The organism is Paenibacillus sp. G34 (assembly GCF_056856875.1).
In genome coordinates this window covers 4,853,814-4,871,765 of the sequence record NZ_CM166469.1, presented here as the reverse complement: position 1 = coordinate 4,871,765, position 17,952 = coordinate 4,853,814, and the positions used below count along the sequence as shown (strand labels likewise).

Sequence of the window (17,952 nt, the reverse complement as noted above, 5' to 3'; positions counted from 1 at the left end):
AAAACCGGAAGGGCGGAGAAGTCCGCTCTTTTTGGTTGTGTAAAGGAGTTGTGTCTCTGTTGAAAGGCAAAGTCATAGGTATTCTGCTTGTAATACTGTTAATTCTGGCCTTAGGAGCTGGCGGGTATGTATGGAGTATGATGCGTCCGGTACAAGCTTCGTCCGAGCCTGTTGTATTTGAGATCAAGAGTGGAGCGGGCATTTCCAAAATTGCGGACCAACTGCAGCAAGAAGGATTGATTCGAAACAGTCTCGTTTTCAAAGGTTATTTAAAGTGGAATAAGCTGGGCAGTAATTTTATGGCTGGAAAATACGCCATGAATCCAGGTGTGACATATGATGAGATTGTTCATAAACTGAGCAGCGGCGATGTCGTACCCGAAGAAATGGTGAAGTTTACGATCCCGGAAGGGTATACCGTCTTGCAAATGGCAGGTAAGCTTTCTTATGAACATGTTGTTGATCGGGATGAGTTCATCAAGCTTGCCAATGATCCCTCGGCCTTCGATGTGGATATCATCAAGGGAATTCCTGTGGATGAAGAACTTCGCTACGCATTGGAAGGATATCTGTTCCCGGAAACGTACGAGTTGAAAAAGGGGAGTTCTACCCACGATGTAATGCAGAGAATGCTGGAAGAATTCGAGACCAAAATCAATTCCATACCGGATCTGGAAGCGAAGCTTCAGGAAAAGAAACTCTCCTTGCATGAACTGCTGACGATTGCGTCACTTGTGGAAAAAGAAGTTGTAGTGGATAAGGAACGTGCTCTGGTTGCAGGTGTAATCTACAATCGGATTAATAAGGATATGAAGTTGGAAATTGATGCAACTGTGCAGTATTTGCTCGATAGACCGAAGGAGCGACTGTTTTTCAAAGACCTGAAGGTACAGAGTCCGTACAATACGTATTTGAACAAAGGTCTGCCACCAGGTCCTATTTCCAGTCCAAGTCTCGCATCCATCAAGGCGGCATTGAACCCGGAAGCCTCGGACTATCTGTTTTACGTTACGAAAAAGGATGGGACTTCAGGGCATCTGTTTGCCAAGACATACAAGGAACATCAGCAAAATATAGCCAAAAGTAAGGCTGCGCAATAAGCGGAGGGGATTAGATGAGTAAAAAACATGAACTGCTCGTGACAGCAGCAAATGTAACAGAAGCAGAAGCATTGCTTCAAGCCGGAGCGGATGCTTTGTTAATTGGAGATGATCGCTTTGGCATGCGTCTGCCAGGAAGCTTTAGCCTGGAAGAGACTGCAGAGGTGGCGGCTATGGCTGCCAAACATGAGGCTCGGGTTATTGTTTCCATGAACAACCTGATGTCGAATGAATTGTTAAAAGAATTACCTGAGTATGTACAAGCCTTGGGCCAAACGGGTGTGTACGCGGTCGAGTTCAACGATCCATCCGTACTGGCAGCAATCAAGGAGCATGCACCGCATATTCATCTACATTGGAATGCAGAGATGACATCCACAAACTACGCAACAGCTAACTATTGGGGAACTAAAGGGGCCAGCCGAGTTGTGCTTGCCCGTGAGTTGAACATGGACGAAATCACGGAGATGGTTCCATTTTTAAAAGTGGAAGCGCAGGTACAGGTCCATGGCATGACCAATATTTATCACTCCAAGCGCAGCCTGGTTCAGAGTTATATGGCTCATCAAGGACGTCCGGTGGATGGAGAGCTTGGCAAGGAACGCGGTTTGTTCCTGATTGAAGCGGAGCGACGGGATGAGAAGTTCCCGATTTATGAGGATATCAATGGAACGCATATTATGAGTTCTGAGGACATCTGCATTTTGGAAGATCTCCATCTGATGATGGAAGCAGGTGTGCACAGCTTTAAGGTGGAGGGAATCCTCAAGTCCCTTGCATACAACGAAGCTGTTGTACGTGCATATCGCAAGGCGATAGATCTGTATGAAAAAGACGCAGAGACTTATGCATACGACGAAGAATGGTTGCGCGAGGTTCGTGAACTGCAGGACCCTGAGCGGGAATTGTCATTTGGATTTTTCTACAAAGAACAAGTGTATTAATAGATGAGGTGAACAAGATGGAAACAGTGGCGGTCAAGCGGAAGTTCTCCGGTAAACGTAACCGTCTGGATAAACCGGAGCTCTTGGCTCCGGCGGGAAATCTGGAAAAATTGAAATTTGCGATTCACTATGGGGCTGACGCCGTATATATCGGTGGACAGGCTTATGGACTTCGTTCCAACGCAGATAACTTCAGTTTTGAAGAAATGCGTGAAGGAGTAGAATTTGCGAAAAAGTATGGAGCTAAAGTATTCGTAGCAACGAATATCTATGCCCATAACGAAGATGTGGCAGGCATTGAAGCATACTTGCAGAACCTGTATGATGCAGGCATCTCGGCGGTTATTGTTGCTGATCCGGCTATCATTGAAGTAGCTCTGCGTGCGGTACCTGGTTTGGAAGTGCATCTTAGCACACAGCAGTCCACGTTGAACTGGCAAGCCGTGAAGTTCTGGAAGGACGAAGGACTGCCGCGGGTTGTGCTTGGCCGTGAGACAAGCTTTGAAGAGATTGAAGAGATCAAAGCGAATGTGGACATCGAGATTGAAGCTTTCATTCACGGAGCAATGTGTTCATCCTATTCGGGCCGTTGTGTATTGTCCAATCACTTTACAGACCGGGACTCCAATCGCGGAGGTTGCTGTCAGTCTTGCCGCTGGAAGTATGATCTGTTCGAGGATGCGAGAGAAGATGCGGTCTGGGTAAGCGAAGAGGAAATGCAGATGAAGGCTGCTCCTGCTCCGTTTAAACTGGGAGATAATCAGTTGCCTCTGTTCCAGGAACAGGATAATTCCTTCTCCATGGGCTCGAAAGACCTGTGCATGATCGGTCATATCCCGGAATTGATTGATGTGGGTGTGGACAGTTTCAAAATCGAAGGACGTATGAAATCCATTCACTATGTAGCTACGGTCGTCAACGTATACCGTCAGGCGATTGACGCTTATATGGCTGATCCTGAGAATTATGTGTTAAAGCCGGAGTGGGTAGAAGAAATGAATAAAGCGGCGAACCGCCCGCTGAATACCGGTTTCTTCTACGATACGCCTGATCATGAAGATCATATCTATGAGCCGGAAGAGAAGGCTGTGCCTTACGATTTTGCTGGACTCGTTATGGGTTATGATGCAGAAACAGGCATGGCTACTGTTCAGCAGCGGAATCACTTTAAGCCAGGACAAGAAATTGAGTTTTTCGGTCCGAACGGTACGTTTTTTAAACAAGTAGTAGGGGAAATCCAGGATGAACAAGGCAATATTCTGGATGCAGCTCGGCATCCGTTACAGCTGGTGAAAATGAAAGTTGATCAACCGGTATCCTACTTTGACATGATGAGAAAAAAGAAGTAGGCTTATATTCCTAGTTTGAAACAAAATAATGTTAACGAATCGCAAATTTGTGTTATAAATTACAGGAATGGACCTCCGTATATCGGTATATGGGGGTCTTTTTTTTATAGAAAAATAGGAAAAAAGTTGTAATATATTTCTGAAGGATTGGAGGGAAAGCAGGAAAGCTGTCGAATACTACATATTTATAGGGGAGAGATTGAAAAATCTAATAAGAAAATTACTGGCAGGTGATTGGGATTGGTACAAAAGAAGGATAAAGACAGTGGGGAACACATTACACAACCCGAGCAGGCTAAGCCTGATAAGACACAGAACGTAAAAAAAGTTAAACCGGTCAAAATCAAAAAAGAAGGGATACATAAAAAAACGTTCAAATTTGATCGCAGCAAGATCCGGTTTGATTGGATCAAAGTGGATTGGTTGAAGAAACAACTGAAAAATCGTGATTGGAAAGGGCTTGGAGGCAATTCATTCAAACAGATCAAAAAGGTGAATCCGATCAAATCGGTAGGGGTTAAACTTTTCTTGATCTTTTTTGCAGCTATTATGATCGTTGTTGTTAGTTTGGGTCTATTATCCTATTCAAAGGCTAAAAATACGATTGAAGCCAATGCATCGAGAGCCAATCAGGAGACAATTGATCAAACCAAGCAGAAGCTGGATATCATTTTGGAGCGATTTGTGGATACGTCTACACAGATTTTCTTTGATCCAGAGATGCAGTCTTTGCTTCAGAAAATGTCAGATCCAAACTTGACGGCCTATGATACGTTCGTCAATTCGAGTTCAATTAATAAACAGTTATCCAATGTTGCTTTTACAAACAAATCCATGGAAGCGATTTATCTGGTGCCTACGGATGAATCCAAATCCGTTATGGGTACAGGGAACAGTAGTTCAACGATGGGTAGTGTTCGTCAGGAAGCCTGGTACAGTGATCTCATTGCACAGGGTGGATACCGCTGGCTCCCGACAGAAGAGAAGACCGATGGTACGACGCAGACTTTCCGAATTGCACGTTCCATGAAGAACCTGCAAGGTACAACGCAGTCTTACGTGCTGATCATTGAGTTGAAGCTGGACGTGCTGGAAGAGCAACTGAAATCACTGGATCTGGGGGCAGGCTCGGTCATTCAATTGATTGCTCCGGATAACAAAGTCGTTGCTTCATCCGTCGCAGGGCGTGCAGGAAAAGAAACCGAACTAGCCTTTGTGAAAGATTTGAAAGAGCCTGCAGGAAGTACAAATACCGAATATGATATTGATGGCAAATCGACGAATATGCTGGCTGTATACAGTACGCTGGATTCATCTGCGTGGAAGATGGTCGGTATGGTTCCCACTTCAATGCTGGTTAAGGATGCCAAAGGCATCTTGACAGTGACCTTGTGGATGGCACTTGCATTTGCAGCTCTGGCTGTGGTCATCGGTGTCTGGATGGTTCGTATGATTGCTCGTCCGCTCAGCGGATTGAAAGATTTGATGCAAGAGGGTGCAAAAGGAAATCTGAAAGTACGCACTCCGTATAGTTCCCAAGATGAGATAGGACAGCTTTCCGCTGCATTTAATACGATGATGGAACAAATTACGAAGCTGGTCGAGCAGACCAATCGTTCTGCACAGGAAGTGTTGGATACCGCTACAGAACTGAGCAATGCTTCGAAGAAAACAGCTGTATCTGCTTCAGAGATTGCTGTAGCTACAGAAGAGATTGCCGGTGGTGCAGGCAGTCTTGCGACAGAAGCGGAACGAGGCAATGAACTGACAGATAATATTTCTCGTCAGATGGAGAGTGTAATTGCCGCTAATGAAGAGATGGGTGATTCTGCCCGCCATGTTGAGAAATCCAGTCAGACGGGATCACAGCATCTCAATCAATTGATGACCAAAACGCAGAAAACAGAAGAGATGATTGGAGCTTTGGTTCGCAAAGTCGATTCGTTGAAAGAGAGCACATCTTCCGTATTAAAGGTGCTCGATGTGATGCAGAATATTACGAAACAGACCAATATTTTGTCTCTGAATGCAACGATTGAAGCGGCGCGTGCTGGTGCAGCTGGCCGTGGATTCATGGTTGTAGCCGATGAGGTGCGTCAACTCGCTGCACAGTCCAGACAATCCATTGATATGGTTGGAGAGATCACAGACAAAATTATGACAGAGATGAACGAAACGGTGAAAGCTCTGTCTGATGCATATCCTTTGTTCAAGGAACAAATGGATGCCGTGAAGGATACAAATGTGATCTTTGCTTCTGTACAGAATCAGATGGGAGCTTTCGTAGAACGCTTGGGTATGGTTACAGGTTCGATCGGAGAGCTGAGCAAATCTCAGGCAACATTGTCTGAAGCGATGAGCAATGTCAGCGCGGTTGCTGAAGAGTCGTCGGCAACTTCGGAGGAAGTGGCTTCCCTGAGTAGTGAACAACAAAACATTAGTAATCAACTCGTCAGCCTCTCTGGCAAGCTGGAGAATGTTTCGAGTGAGCTGAAAGAAACGCTCTCACGTTTTACAGTGTAACTAGCAGACAGCATACACCAGGCTATTAATTGTAAAAAACCTGCCTCTTTATCGAGGCAGGTTTTTGTTTTCCGGATAATTCCAGACAGAGCAGCGCATAATACATGAAAAAGTTGAAGGTGGAATAGGTGTGCAGTTGCAACTTGTATGGAAACGCCGTATAGCCTTAATTAGCGCTGGCTTAACGATCATCTTTGCAGTGTTGATGCTGAGACTTGGCTGGGTTCAAATGGTCCAGGTGAATCGAATCATGCCAGGTTTTCAGCGAACCATGCGTGAGATGTCAGTGCTGCAGCGTGAACGAGGTGTGATGCTGGATTCCGGCCGCGGTCAGTTTACGGATGTTCAAGGGCGTCCGTTAACCGGCAAGTTGCAATGGGGGGTTGTACTTTTTCCGCGTAACCAAAATGAAAATAAGCATCAGATGGCTGGTGGAAGCAAGCAGAAACATCTGGAGAAAAGCAAGGATGATCTTAAGCTCAACCAGCTGGCATCAATCCTTGGTACTAGTGTAGATCACTTGAACAAGGAATGGGATAGGGGAAGTACTCCTCATCTCTGGACAGGAGGCGGTTCAGAACCTGTTTTGTTAACGGATGCCCAGCTTGTTCACATACGTGAGTTGAATATAAAAGGGGCGAGTGCATATCCCGTCATGACGAGGTATGATTCGAAAGCCCGTGGTAGCCAGTGGCTCGGTTACCTTAATGAACAACCGGAAGAACATAGAAGACAAGCCGGACATCAAGATGAGATCCGACAGCCATTTGCTATGAAATCGGGAGCAGCTGGGCTCGAGAGGACACTGGAGCCTTTGTTAAGAGGTGTAGGCCCAACCTTGGTCACACGAATGGTATCCGGAAAAGGGCAGGTCATTCCAGAGATTGAGCCGCGTGTCATTGCACCTGCTAACGTACATTATCCATTAGTAGTAGAAACCACGATTGATGCCAGGCTACAACAAGGCATCGAAGAATTGATAGCATCATCAGGGCTACAGGAAGGAGCTGTGGTAGTTCTTGATACTGCTAATGCAGATGTACGTGCGATGGTATCATATCCCTTCTATCAGCCTCAGCATGTAAATCCGCAGCAATCTTCCTGGGGGAATCGTGCTATACGAGGGGCTGTACCGGGCTCCATTTTCAAAATCGTTACAGCTGCAGCTGCACTGGAAAATCGGGTGGTTTCTCGCGGAGAGAAGTTCCACTGTGAAGGAGTTTATGGAAAATATGGCCTTTCTTGCTGGAAGGAGCATGGACATGGTGAATTGAATTTGGAAAAGGGGTTTGCCGAGTCGTGTAACATTGTGTTCGCTGAAACTGCACGTAGGCTCCGTATGGAGCAGTTGGAACAAACGGCTGATCGCCTAGGGCTTGCACGTTCTGTTGGCTGGCAGGCACAACACTTGGCGGGGATGCCGGTATTAAAACATTTTGATCATGAAGAACCGGGACGCATTCGAACCGATGCTGTGAAGTCTGCAGACGAAGGAGCCAAAATTCAGACAGCCATTGGACAGCGGGATGTTCTGGTCACGCCTCTACAAGCAGCCAACCTGATCGTGACATTGTTGCATGATGGGAGGGTGAGCGCTCCAAGGCTGGTGCAACGAATCCGGTACTCGGATGGAGGTACGATGCTGGACATGCCTTCACACAGCTCTCCTTCTGCAGCAGGACAGGTTTCTCCGGCTACTGCTCATCAGCTGTTAAAATGGATGAATACCGTTGTACGAGAGGGAACAGGAAAATCCCTGCAGCATGCGAGATGGCATGTGGCAGGGAAGTCAGGCACGGCTCAGGTTCAGCAAAAAGGGAAAGCCAGGAACAACCAATGGTTTATAGGATATGGGCCCGTAGAGAAGCCGAGATACGCTGTTGCCGTGCTGGTTCAGAATGTATCTCCAGAAGCTTCCCATCAGGCTACAGCTCTATTTCGCAAGGTTATGGACTACTTGGCAGAGTGCTCGTGATTGGTTCACATGAAAAGGTCACGAGCATGTCATCTACTGATGTTCTGTTCTCTCTGAAACATCAGGAACAGGTGGGTCAACCACTAATGGTGAAGATTCGAATTCGTCATTGGGCAGATGAATCCATTTCTGCAGATACCCTTGCTGTAACAGTTCTTTTAGAAGGATCAGAAGTATAGGAGATAACACAACACCTGCAAGTCCGAAGATCGACAGGGAGATCAGCATAAACGAAAGCATCAAGTAGGCAGATGAAACCCCGATGGAGTTCCCTGATATTTTAGGTTCCAGCAGTTGCCGCGTCAGCATCGTCACAGCCAAAACAACAATTAAGCCAATGGCAAGTGTACTATTGCCCACGATAAATAAATAAACAATCCACGGAATAAATATCACCGGAACACCGAGCAACGGCACCAGATCAAAGATGGCACAGACAGCTGCGATGGTAAAGGCATTGGAGGTTCCCAGAATCAATAACCCCGCATATATCAATACAAATGTAATTAACATCATGATCAATTGTGCCTTCATATAGGAACGGATCGTTTTGAACACATGTGTACGCATAAATTCATTTGCCGTTTTCAGTGTTTTAGGCGTTTTGGCACGCGCAAACTTGCGCCAGGATTCAATCTCAATGCTGAGGAAAAATGCTAGAATGATCGCGATCCCAAAGTTTGTAATGAACGTGGAGAATGAGCTGAGAAAGCCGATAATAAACTGTGCCCCACTGGTTACCCAGCGCGACAGGATTCCGGACAACGTAGCAAAATACTCATTCACTTTGTCCAGCATTCCTTCAGGAAGGGCATTGGACTTATCCTGTATGAGCAAGACCAGATTCGTGAACTCACGCTGGATCATCTCAACATACACCGGGAAATTGAGCTGAAGATCGGAAATTTGTGAAATGATAAAAAAACCTAGGCCGAAAAAGGCAGCCACGATGAGTCCGAGAAATAACAAAACAGAGATGGCGGTTCCTGCCGTTTTGGGCAATCCTTTTCGGTGGAGAAATTTGGCCAATGGTTCAATCATCCAAAAGACAATAAATGAAAGAAAAACAGGTGCAGCGATATGATACAATTTACTAAAAGCGAACATGATCACATACACCGTTAATACAAGCAGAGCGATATCAAAGACGGTGCGTCCGTATTTTTTATAAAGCGGCAACATGGACATAGACTCCTTTACAGGCAAAAATTAGATTGTATTCATTGTACATGATAGTGGGGTTTTGGGGAAACCACATTTAATAAAAGAACCAACTGTGATAAAATGAAAGAAGGTTTATTTTAGAAAGTGCCGTATGGCTGTAAAATAGCAAGAGAAGTGGGGAATCAACATCATGACAACGATGCTTCAGAGTATTTTACTGTGGTTATTGTATCTGTCCTCTTTTTATGCTTTTATTCCAAGTCTGATCAGCAGACTGTTTGGATTTCGTGTGTTCCGGAGAGGGAAAAGTGATACACAATATGCCCTTACATTTGACGATGGGCCTGATCCTTTTTATACGCCCCGGTTGCTCGATCTGTTACGTAAGTACAACGTGAAGGCAACTTTTTTTGTTGTGGGTGAGCATGCAGCAAGTCATCCGGAGTTAATCAGACGAATGCATGAGGAAGGGCATCTGATCGGAATTCATAATTATATTCACAAAACAAACTGGTTGATGCGTCCGCGAACGGTTCGGGACCAGATCAAACGAACAGGGCATATTATTCAAGAGATTACGGGGGAGAAAACCTGTTATTATCGTCCGCCATGGGGCATTATGAACTTGTTTGATTTTTTTAGCAAAAAAGATCGCAAGATCATTCTGTGGTCCGCCATGTTTGAGGACTGGAAATGCAGTGTAGGTGCGGAGCAACTGAAAGAACGTATGCTGAAAAAGTTAAAGGGCGGAGAGGTTATGTTGCTTCATGACCGAGGCACAACCTTGGGAGCCGATGCTCACGCGCCGGAGCAAATGCTTGAGGCGCTGGAAACCGTGCTAGACGAAGCTAAGCGACGTGGCTTGGAAAGTGTACGTGTGGACACCTTGATGTATGGTGGCAGTATAAAATCAAAATCCAGATCGTCGTCAAAAATATCACAAGTGCAAGCGGAAACCCGCTTGAAGCTGAAGCTGTGGAAACGTGCCGTGGTTGCTTTGTGGTTAGGGTGGGAAAAGTTGTTCCACTGGGTGTATCATCTGCGAACTGCTTCATCTAATGATCCTATGCTTCATTTCCGTTCCCGTGTATACCATGGTGCGCGAGTAGAGATGAGCAATGGTTATGTGTTGCATAATGGTGATCCGATGATTGAATTGCATTTTGACAATCAAAAATTGTTTGAACTTGGTGTGACGTCACGCTCAACCATGCATTTGGCGATTCGTATGATTCGTACGATGGAACAGCAACTGCCGGACTTGGCGCAGCTTGTTGCTGCAGAACCTGAATTACGCTCTGCAAAGGCGGTTTATGGTGTGAGCATGATTAACCGTGGTCCTGAAAAATTTGGATTTACTGTACAAGAGCTTGCTCCAGGGCCGTTTAGCATGGCTTCCAGGTTATATCTGAAGTTACTGCTTAGCGTCATCCATCCGGCAGGCAAAAAACGTTTGAAGCAGCGGACAGATCAATTGGTGCCGAAGATGATTGTGATGCCTGTGGAGGAACTACTGCAACGGTATGGAGAACATTATCATTCAGTCGCTTCAGGTGTAACTGAACAAGCAGAAGACGATTCCTTTGTTATAGAAAATGAGGTTTTAACGGAACAGAATTGATTTCATTAATGAGAACTGAATTCGCTGATGATGTTATAACGGATTTATACACGAATTTAATTATTTATTGAATAGCGCAATCTTCCTGAGAATAGCGTTTATACGCACTTTCGATGCAAAAAAAGGATGCGCTTTGCCAGTGTGGCAAAGCGCATCCTTTTTTGTTTTTATATACTTGCTTTAGTATTTGATGACTTCATCATCCAAAACTAGATTTTCAGAACGCCACCATTGCTTGCATTGGTTACAAGTTTGGAGTAGCGAGCCAGCAAACCGGTTTTGACTTTGGGTTCAAAACCTTTCCAGTTCGCACGACGAGCTTCAAATTCTTCATCGCTAATTTGCAACTCAATCGTACGGTTGTTCAGGTCGAGTTCGATGATATCTCCTTCTTCAACAAAGGCAATCGGACCGCCTTCTGCTGCTTCCGGAGAGATATGGCCTATACTGATTCCGCGGGATGCGCCAGAGAACCGTCCATCCGTGATCAGACCGACTTTGGCACCGAGTCCCATACCTACGATCTGGGAAGTTGGCGCAAGCATTTCAGGCATACCTGGTCCGCCTTTTGGTCCTTCATAACGAATAACCACGACATGTCCTTCTTTAACTTTGCCGTTAGCGATACCTTCAAGTGCTTCTTCCTGGGAGTCGAAACAGATCGCAGGGCCTTTGTGGTATCCGCCAACCGAAGCATCAACCGCACCAACTTTAATGATCGCACCTTCTGGTGCAAGGTTACCGAACAATACAGCCAGTCCGCCTTTTTCGGAGTGAGGGTTGTCCAGCTTGTGAATTACGTTTGTATCTTTGATCTCCTGGCCTTCCACGTTTTCACGAATGGTTTTACCTGTAACGGTAATACAGTCCGCGTGGATCGCGCCCGGTTTCTTGAGCAATTCATTCAGAACCGCACTTACGCCACCTGCATTGTGAACATCTTCAATGTGCAGGTCAGAAGCCGGTGCCAGTTTCGCCAGATGCGGAACACGGTTAGCAACTTCATTGATACGCTCGATTGGGTATTCAATGCCAGCTTCGTGAGCCAGAGCGAGTGTATGCAGTACAGTATTGGTCGAACCACCCATCGCCATGTCCAGAGCAAATGCATTGTCGATGGCTTCTACAGTTACGATATCACGTGGTTTCAGATCCAGCTTGATCAGTTCCATCAGTTGTTTCGCCGATTGTTTAACAAACTCGCGGCGCTCAGGTGCTACAGCCAGAATGGTTCCGTTACCCGGCATAGCCAGTCCCATCGCTTCTGCAAGGCAGTTCATGGAGTTCGCGGTGAACATACCGGAACATGATCCGCAAGTTGGACAACCGAACTGCTCAAGCTCAAGCAAGCTCTTGTCGTCGATTTTACCCGCCTGGAAAGCACCTACACCTTCGAATACGGAAGTGAGGGAAAGAGCTTTACCGTTGCTGTCACGGCCGGCTTTCATCGGTCCACCGCTAACGAATACGGTAGGGATGTTGCAGCGGAGTGCGCCCATCATCATACCTGGTGTAATTTTGTCACAGTTCGGGATACAAACCATGCCGTCGAACCAGTGAGCAGATACAACCGTTTCTACGGAGTCCGCAATAATGTCACGGCTTGGCAAGGAGTAACGCATACCGATGTGTCCCATCGCAATCCCGTCATCAACCCCGATGGTGTTGAATTCGAACGGAACGCCGCCGGCTTCACGAATGGCATCCTTAACAATTTTACCAAACTCCTGCAAGTGAACATGACCAGGTACGATATCGATGTACGAGTTACAAACTGCAATAAACGGCTTGCCGAAATCCTCTTCTTTTACGCCCGCTGCACGGAGCAAACTCCGGTGTGGTGCGCGGTCAAACCCTTTTTTGATCATATCGGAACGCATCTTATTGGCTGACATGGTGTATTCCCCCCAAAACTATAATATTGAGCAACATGAATGGAAAAATAAATGGCAGTACATCTGTCGTTTAATTTCATCCGTACTCTAAAAAATAACCCGTGGGCTGGTGTCTGGCTCCCCGTAGTTTGTGAATTTCTTTGCTGCTTTAAACCCGTGAACACCCGGTTTTTCTATAGAGTCTATCACAACCATCGTCATATTTCTACAATCAATAGACATATAGAAAAGAAGCCTCATTCCATTGACATGGAGTTTGGCTTCTGGATTCATTTAAAAGCAAGGTTCGTTTCAAAGGGGATGTGTCTTTATAAGCTCAGCTTAACTTAACTACTTCCACCTTTGCGGCCGATCTCGCGATAAAATTCTTTGCTGTGCGTTTCTGAAGTGGCTTCACCGCCTTTTCGCCCGATTTCCTTATAAAAATCTGCATCATGAGCATCTGAAGTCGCTTCACCACCCTTTTTACCTATTGTCTGGTAGAAGCTACGGTCATGGTTTCTCGATGTAGCTTTTCCTCCTAACCGTCCGGCTTCTTCTCTACTCATCTTGCGTTCTGACGTCTGCCCTTGTGCCATCACAAATCACTCCTTACCATGATAAGTTGTTTTTTGCAGCTTGTATCCTGAATTACCACAGTTTTTCCAGCCTGAAACAAAATAAATGGGAGTTGCTGGGTATTAGAAGTGATCTGGAACATTATGCAGAACGCTTGAAAACACCGTGTCGATGAAATGAAATCCGCGAAATATCCGGCTCGATGAAAGCTTTAAAGGTTTGTCGTACAAGAGGGTGAGCGAGTGTAATGGAAAATAGTACAGCAACAACAAGGATAACAGGGATAAACAATGCACTACCCATGTAACTGTATACCCCTGACCAGATCGCAAGCCGCACGAGGAAGCCGTGCAAAAGGAAGACGTACAGTGTACGGCGACCCAGATCGGTCAGTCTGGAGGTCAGGTTGGGAACCCAGGCAAGGAATAGCGTCGCGGAGATGATTTCCAGCAGGTACACACCAAGCCGGTAAATTCCGGCATACCATTCCTGATGCCCCAGTTCAGCATAAGTCTTGCTTCCAAGCAGCCATCCTTGCGGAATGTTCAAGCCGCCATAGGCAATATATATCAGCAGAGCAGCAGATAGGATCGCAGCTGCTCTGCGGCCCCAGCCCGGGAGTAGACGAGCACGAATGGCTGCACCATAGTCATATCCTATGACGAAGAACGGGAGAAACACAAAGGTACGGCTGCAGCTGAGCCAAAAACCATCGACAGGCAAATAACCGGCAATGATACCGAGTGCGATTGAAGCAATCAAGCGATGGACAGGTTTCCAAGAGATCGTAATCCGAACCAGTAAACGCCAGCAGAAATGGCTGGCAAGGAACCACAGTAGCAGATACGGCGCAAAGAAGGATAACCGCATATGAGGTGTATGAAATACGGTTGCATCCATCAACGCATATAACGTTTGGAACAAAACATATTGTAGTACAATCTGTTTCAGCACGTTACGTCCCGCGACTCCCTGGATAGAAGGTTTGGCAAAATATCCGGTCACCCATACGAAGAGGGGCATATGAAACGTATAGATCCACATAAACAACGCTTCTGCTCCGGCAAAGCGCGTAATGAGCGGTTCCAGTGCATTTCCAGCCAGCACACAGACAATTAACATGAAGCGAAGATTGTAAAAGAAAGATTCCTGATCATCCTGAATCAGTATCTGATTTCTCATGATGTAGCCCCCTTGAAAACTTTGTTGAAAAGTAATATATCTTTATCCGCTATACATCTGTATTAAGGTTAATATGGATTCACTCTAATGATTGTGATTTTATTCACATTAGAAAGCGTTATCTTTTCTCAAAGATGTGACAACAAAAAGAATGCTTCGGGATTGACAACGGTTGCATACGGGATGACAATGGTAGAAGAAGATGAGGTAGTCAATATTAAGGAGGAAGGCAATATGTCAACGAGTCCCTTTCAAAGCCCTGATATTATTACATTCGGGGAAAGTATGGGGTTGCTGACGGCCAGAGATACAAGAGGGCTTGAATATGCAGCTACACTGGACAAGACATTCGGAGGAGCGGAGAGCAATCTGGCTATTGGCGTAGCAAGGCTTGGACACACCAGTGGCTGGTTTGGACGGCTCGGTAACGATCCGATCGGTAACATGATTCTGAAAGCCATTCGCGGCGAAGGTGTAGATGTATCCCGGGCCAAATTAAGTGATCATGAACCTACAGGTCTGATGATTCGTGAGAACGCTTCCGGGAAAGCCTCGGTGCATTATTATAGGAAGTTATCCGCGGCAAGTGCGATGACACCGGATGATCTTGATCCGGGATATATTGCCGGGGCCAAGATTTTGCATGTTACAGGTATTACTGCAGCCATCAGCGATTCAGGACTTTCCACGGTTGAAGCCGCCATACATATTGCCAAGCAGGCGGGGGTGAAAGTGAGCTTCGATCCAAATCTGCGCCTCAAGCTGTGGTCAGCAGAGAAGGCTCGCCCTGTGTTGCTGCGTTTGGCAGAACAGGCTGACTACTTTTTACCAGGTTTGGATGAGATGAAACTGTTATATAACGAAGAAAGTGATCAAAAGGTGCTGGAACGCCTAGCCGCCATGGATGCAGTATGTATTGTTAAAGGCGGTCCTGATTTGACCTACGTACTTGCGGATGGTACCCTAACGGAAGTTCCGTACTTTAAAGCAGATCAGGTTCTTGATACTGTAGGGGCCGGAGACGGATTCTGCGCAGGCTTTTTAACTGGTCTGTTAAAAGGATACAACCCGCAGGAAGCGACCAGGCTCGGTAATTTGAACGGATCAATGGTTATCCAGGCTGTCGGAGATTGGGAAGCACTTCCGACATGGGCACAGGTCGAGGCCAAGCTGAATAATGTTGCTCACGTTGAGCGTTAAGTTCCGTTAAAATCAGGATGACTCATCTTCGTTCTTCAAAATGTAAAGTTTGTATACACAACCACCACATGGACAAGGGAGAGAATGAAATGAAGAAGCTTCAACTTTTGCAAAAGATGACGGACAATGGTGTGGTGGCAGTTCTGCGCGCAGATTCAGCTGACCAGGTCATTGCTATGGCCGAGCAAGCAATCGCGGGTGGCATCAAGGTTATTGAGATTACGATGACCGTTCCAGGTGCGCTCAAAGCGATCGAAAAATTAAGCCGTGTGTACCATTGGAATACGCAAGATCCAGAGAAATTCGCAATTATTGGAGCGGGTACCGTGCTTGAGGCGCAGACGGCAAGAGCTGCAATTATGTCCGGGGCTGAATTTGTCGTTGGACCTTCACTTAACCCTGAGACGGTTCAAATGTGTAATTTGTATCGCGTGCCGATCCTGCCGGGTGTCATGACGATTGCTGATGTTCAGCGTGCACTGGAGCTTGGCGTCGATATTATCAAGCTGTTCCCTGGCAATCTGTATGACCCTTCGATTATCAAAACGATGAAAGGCCCTATGCCACAGGCGAACTTTATGCCTACAGGCGGAGTGTCTTTGTCCAATCTGGGCGAATGGATTAAAGGTGGAGCTGTTGCTGTCGGGATCGGATCTGATCTGACGTCGGAAGCTGTGAAGACGGGAGATTTGAGCCATGTCCGCCGCAAAGCGGAACAATATATGGAAGCTTATCGCAAAGCCAAGGCTGAATAATATTTCAACATGGAAGGGAGCCTGCGACAAGCAGGCTCCCGCTTCCATAAGCTGCGGTAATTTGCGGAAGTTAGAAAGGTGAATGATGTTGAGAAATCGTTATAATACGGGGCGCAAGAAGAGGGGCATTGGCAAGTTTCTGCTCGTACTTCTGGCGCTCATTGTCATTGGTTGCGGATACGTTGCATGGAAGCTATTTACGCCTTACGGGCCTCAGGAGGCTGCTCAGGCTGCGATGGAAACATCCGGCGGAGTTACCGTTAGTGAGCAGGAGAACTGGATCGATTTTAAACCGGATAAGCCTAAAGCTGATGCAAAAAGTGTACTTTTCTATCCTGGCGGTTTAGTGAAGCCGGAAAGTTATGCTCCTCTTGCTCATGAACTTGCCGCAGCTGGTCATCATACCATTATTGCTAAAATGCCTTTCAATTTAGCTGTAATTAAGCCTAATCTGGCCGATGATATTTTGTCAGCCTACCCGGAAGAGAAGTTTGTCATGGGTGGTCACTCGCTAGGAGGCTCCATGGCTGCACGATATGTAGTGGCACATCCTGATGTTCTTCAAGGCATTTTTTTCCTGGCATCCTATCCTGACCAAAAAGGAAGTGTGCAGAAGCTGGGTATTCCGGCGTTATCCATTCTCGGCACCAATGATGGCGTGGTGAATATGACCAAGTATCAGGAAGGACGCATGTATTTGCCACCAGATACCGTGTATTACACCATTGAAGGAGGGAACCATGCTCAGTTTGGTGACTATGGTCATCAGAAGGGAGACGGTGAGCCCACAGTCAACGAAGAGGACCAGTTGAAACAGACGGTCAAAACGTTATTATCCTGGTTAGATACGATCAAGTAGTTTAATTTCAGCGGAGGTGAAGGTGAGTGGCTTTGCTACAGGTGCAGGGAGAGAGGATTCCTTGCAGAGCAATTCTGTTTGACAAAGATGGCACCTTGCTGGATTTTCTTCAATTATGGGGTCCTTGGGCCGAGAGTATGCTCATGCAAATGCAAGTATGGATGCGAGAACGTGAGGCCTCCTTTACCGTGGAACTCGAACATGTGCTGGGTACAGTTCATGATTCGGAAGGTCATCTCAGCGGCTACGATGTGCAAGGGCCGCTCGCCATTGCAACTGTAGATGAATGTAACGGCTGGCTGGCAGGACAGCTCTATGCTACAGGTACGCCATGGAACGAAGCTATTACAACGATACGTCAGTTTTCAAGCATAGCGATGAAGTCTGTAAGAGAGCGGAAATCCGCTGAACCTATGCCTGGATTACTGGATTTACTGCAACGTTGTAAGGAAGCAGGCATTCAGCTTGCAGTGGTGACTTCCGATAGTACATCAGCGGCTGAAGCACATCTGGACTGGATGGGCATCCGTTCCTTTTTCAGTTCAATTGTAGGCTGTGACCGAGTAAGTCGTGGCAAACCCGATGGGGAATCCTTCCTGCTAGCTTGCCAGGAATTATCTGTCCCGCCTCATCAGGCTGTAGTCATTGGAGATAGCAATGGTGATATGCAAATGGGACGCCATGCAGGAGCAGCATATACATTGGGGTACTGTCCGCAATTGGATCAGGGCGCGCATCTGCATGACGCTGACGTCGTAATACGTCACTATGATGAATTAGATGTTTTATTATAATTGTTGTTCTGTGTTCGTATAATTCAAGGGAAT

13 protein-coding genes and 2 pseudogenes are annotated in these 17,952 nt (G+C 46.4%); 11 read left to right on the top strand and 4 right to left on the bottom strand.

Annotated features, from left to right (window positions below; all coding sequences use genetic code 11):
• The first annotated feature begins 59 nt into the window (after positions 1-59).
• From mltG to AC1VYS_RS22035, 5 genes are all read left to right on the top strand, one after another.
• Positions 60-1,100 (top strand): endolytic transglycosylase MltG, encoded by a 1,041-nt coding sequence (mltG, locus tag AC1VYS_RS22055; protein WP_482915093.1) that lies wholly within the window; start codon positions 60-62, stop codon positions 1,098-1,100.
• Positions 1,101-1,114: 14 nt separating this feature from the next.
• On the top strand, positions 1,115-2,044 hold the full coding sequence (locus AC1VYS_RS22050; protein WP_482911485.1) for a peptidase U32 family protein: 930 nt from the start codon (positions 1,115-1,117) through the stop codon (positions 2,042-2,044).
• A 17-nt stretch (positions 2,045-2,061) separates the two neighbouring features.
• On the top strand, positions 2,062-3,393 hold the full coding sequence (locus AC1VYS_RS22045; protein ID WP_482911484.1) for a peptidase U32 family protein: 1,332 nt from the start codon (positions 2,062-2,064) through the stop codon (positions 3,391-3,393).
• Positions 3,394-3,633: 240 nt separating this feature from the next.
• Complete coding sequence (locus AC1VYS_RS22040; RefSeq protein ID WP_482911483.1) at positions 3,634-5,916, top strand: methyl-accepting chemotaxis protein; 2,283 nt, start codon at positions 3,634-3,636, stop codon at positions 5,914-5,916.
• A 130-nt stretch (positions 5,917-6,046) separates the two neighbouring features.
• Positions 6,047-7,891 carry a peptidoglycan D,D-transpeptidase FtsI family protein gene (locus AC1VYS_RS22035; protein WP_482911482.1) on the top strand — a complete coding sequence of 615 codons (1,845 nt, stop codon included), beginning with the start codon at positions 6,047-6,049 and terminating at the stop codon, positions 7,889-7,891.
• Between the two features lie 33 nt (positions 7,892-7,924).
• On the opposite strand, the gene AC1VYS_RS22030 is transcribed toward AC1VYS_RS22035, so the two are convergent.
• On the bottom strand, positions 7,925-9,073 hold the full coding sequence (locus AC1VYS_RS22030) for an AI-2E family transporter (RefSeq protein WP_482911481.1): 1,149 nt from the start codon (positions 9,071-9,073) through the stop codon (positions 7,925-7,927).
• Positions 9,074-9,245: 172 nt separating this feature from the next.
• Here AC1VYS_RS22030 and AC1VYS_RS22025 point away from each other — a divergent pair.
• Both AC1VYS_RS22025 and AC1VYS_RS22020 read left to right on the top strand, forming a co-directional pair.
• Positions 9,246-9,668 (top strand): annotated as a pseudogene (locus AC1VYS_RS22025) (polysaccharide deacetylase family protein); the annotation flags it as partial.
• Between the two features lie 114 nt (positions 9,669-9,782).
• Positions 9,783-10,676 (top strand): YkoP family protein, encoded by an 894-nt coding sequence (locus AC1VYS_RS22020; RefSeq protein ID WP_482915092.1) that lies wholly within the window; start codon positions 9,783-9,785, stop codon positions 10,674-10,676.
• A gap of 209 nt (positions 10,677-10,885) precedes the next feature.
• Here the strand turns inward: AC1VYS_RS22020 and ilvD are convergent, their stop codons facing one another.
• The 3 genes and pseudogenes from ilvD to AC1VYS_RS22005 all read right to left on the bottom strand — a co-directional run bounded on the left by ilvD (position 10,886) and on the right by AC1VYS_RS22005 (position 14,311).
• Entirely contained in the window at positions 10,886-12,571 is a 1,686-nt protein-coding gene (gene ilvD, locus AC1VYS_RS22015) for a dihydroxy-acid dehydratase (RefSeq protein ID WP_145332657.1), read from the bottom strand.
• Between the two features lie 329 nt (positions 12,572-12,900).
• Positions 12,901-13,149 (bottom strand): annotated as a pseudogene (locus AC1VYS_RS22010) (KGG domain-containing protein); the annotation flags it as partial.
• Positions 13,150-13,270: 121 nt separating this feature from the next.
• Positions 13,271-14,311, bottom strand: a complete 1,041-nt coding sequence (locus AC1VYS_RS22005; protein ID WP_482911480.1) for an acyltransferase family protein — start codon at positions 14,309-14,311, stop codon at positions 13,271-13,273.
• A gap of 234 nt (positions 14,312-14,545) precedes the next feature.
• Between AC1VYS_RS22005 and AC1VYS_RS22000 the strand changes: the two genes are divergently transcribed.
• The 4 genes from AC1VYS_RS22000 to AC1VYS_RS21985 all read left to right on the top strand — a co-directional run bounded on the left by AC1VYS_RS22000 (position 14,546) and on the right by AC1VYS_RS21985 (position 17,919).
• The gene (locus AC1VYS_RS22000; RefSeq protein ID WP_482911479.1) at positions 14,546-15,511 is read left to right on the top strand and encodes a sugar kinase; all 966 of its coding nucleotides are present in this window, start codon (positions 14,546-14,548) and stop codon (positions 15,509-15,511) included.
• A gap of 89 nt (positions 15,512-15,600) precedes the next feature.
• Positions 15,601-16,266, top strand: a complete 666-nt coding sequence (locus AC1VYS_RS21995) for a bifunctional 2-keto-4-hydroxyglutarate aldolase/2-keto-3-deoxy-6-phosphogluconate aldolase (protein WP_090915508.1) — start codon at positions 15,601-15,603, stop codon at positions 16,264-16,266.
• Positions 16,267-16,354: 88 nt separating this feature from the next.
• Positions 16,355-17,125 (top strand): alpha/beta hydrolase, encoded by a 771-nt coding sequence (locus AC1VYS_RS21990; protein ID WP_482911478.1) that lies wholly within the window; start codon positions 16,355-16,357, stop codon positions 17,123-17,125.
• A 26-nt stretch (positions 17,126-17,151) separates the two neighbouring features.
• The gene (locus tag AC1VYS_RS21985) at positions 17,152-17,919 is read left to right on the top strand and encodes an HAD family hydrolase (RefSeq protein ID WP_482911477.1); all 768 of its coding nucleotides are present in this window, start codon (positions 17,152-17,154) and stop codon (positions 17,917-17,919) included.
• The last annotated feature ends 33 nt before the right edge of the window (positions 17,920-17,952 follow it).

Coding starts and splice junctions, on each gene's coding strand:
- AC1VYS_RS22000 (WP_482911479.1), top strand. CDS start 14,546: ATGTCAACGAGTCCCTTTCAAAGCCCTGATATTATTACATTCGGGGAA.
- AC1VYS_RS22050 (WP_482911485.1), top strand. CDS start 1,115: ATGAGTAAAAAACATGAACTGCTCGTGACAGCAGCAAATGTAACAGAA.
- AC1VYS_RS22045 (WP_482911484.1), top strand. CDS start 2,062: ATGGAAACAGTGGCGGTCAAGCGGAAGTTCTCCGGTAAACGTAACCGT.
- AC1VYS_RS22020 (WP_482915092.1), top strand. CDS start 9,783: ATGCTGAAAAAGTTAAAGGGCGGAGAGGTTATGTTGCTTCATGACCGA.
- ilvD (WP_145332657.1), bottom strand. CDS start 12,571: ATGTCAGCCAATAAGATGCGTTCCGATATGATCAAAAAAGGGTTTGAC.
- AC1VYS_RS21995 (WP_090915508.1), top strand. CDS start 15,601: ATGAAGAAGCTTCAACTTTTGCAAAAGATGACGGACAATGGTGTGGTG.
- AC1VYS_RS22030 (WP_482911481.1), bottom strand. CDS start 9,073: ATGTTGCCGCTTTATAAAAAATACGGACGCACCGTCTTTGATATCGCT.
- AC1VYS_RS22005 (WP_482911480.1), bottom strand. CDS start 14,311: ATGAGAAATCAGATACTGATTCAGGATGATCAGGAATCTTTCTTTTAC.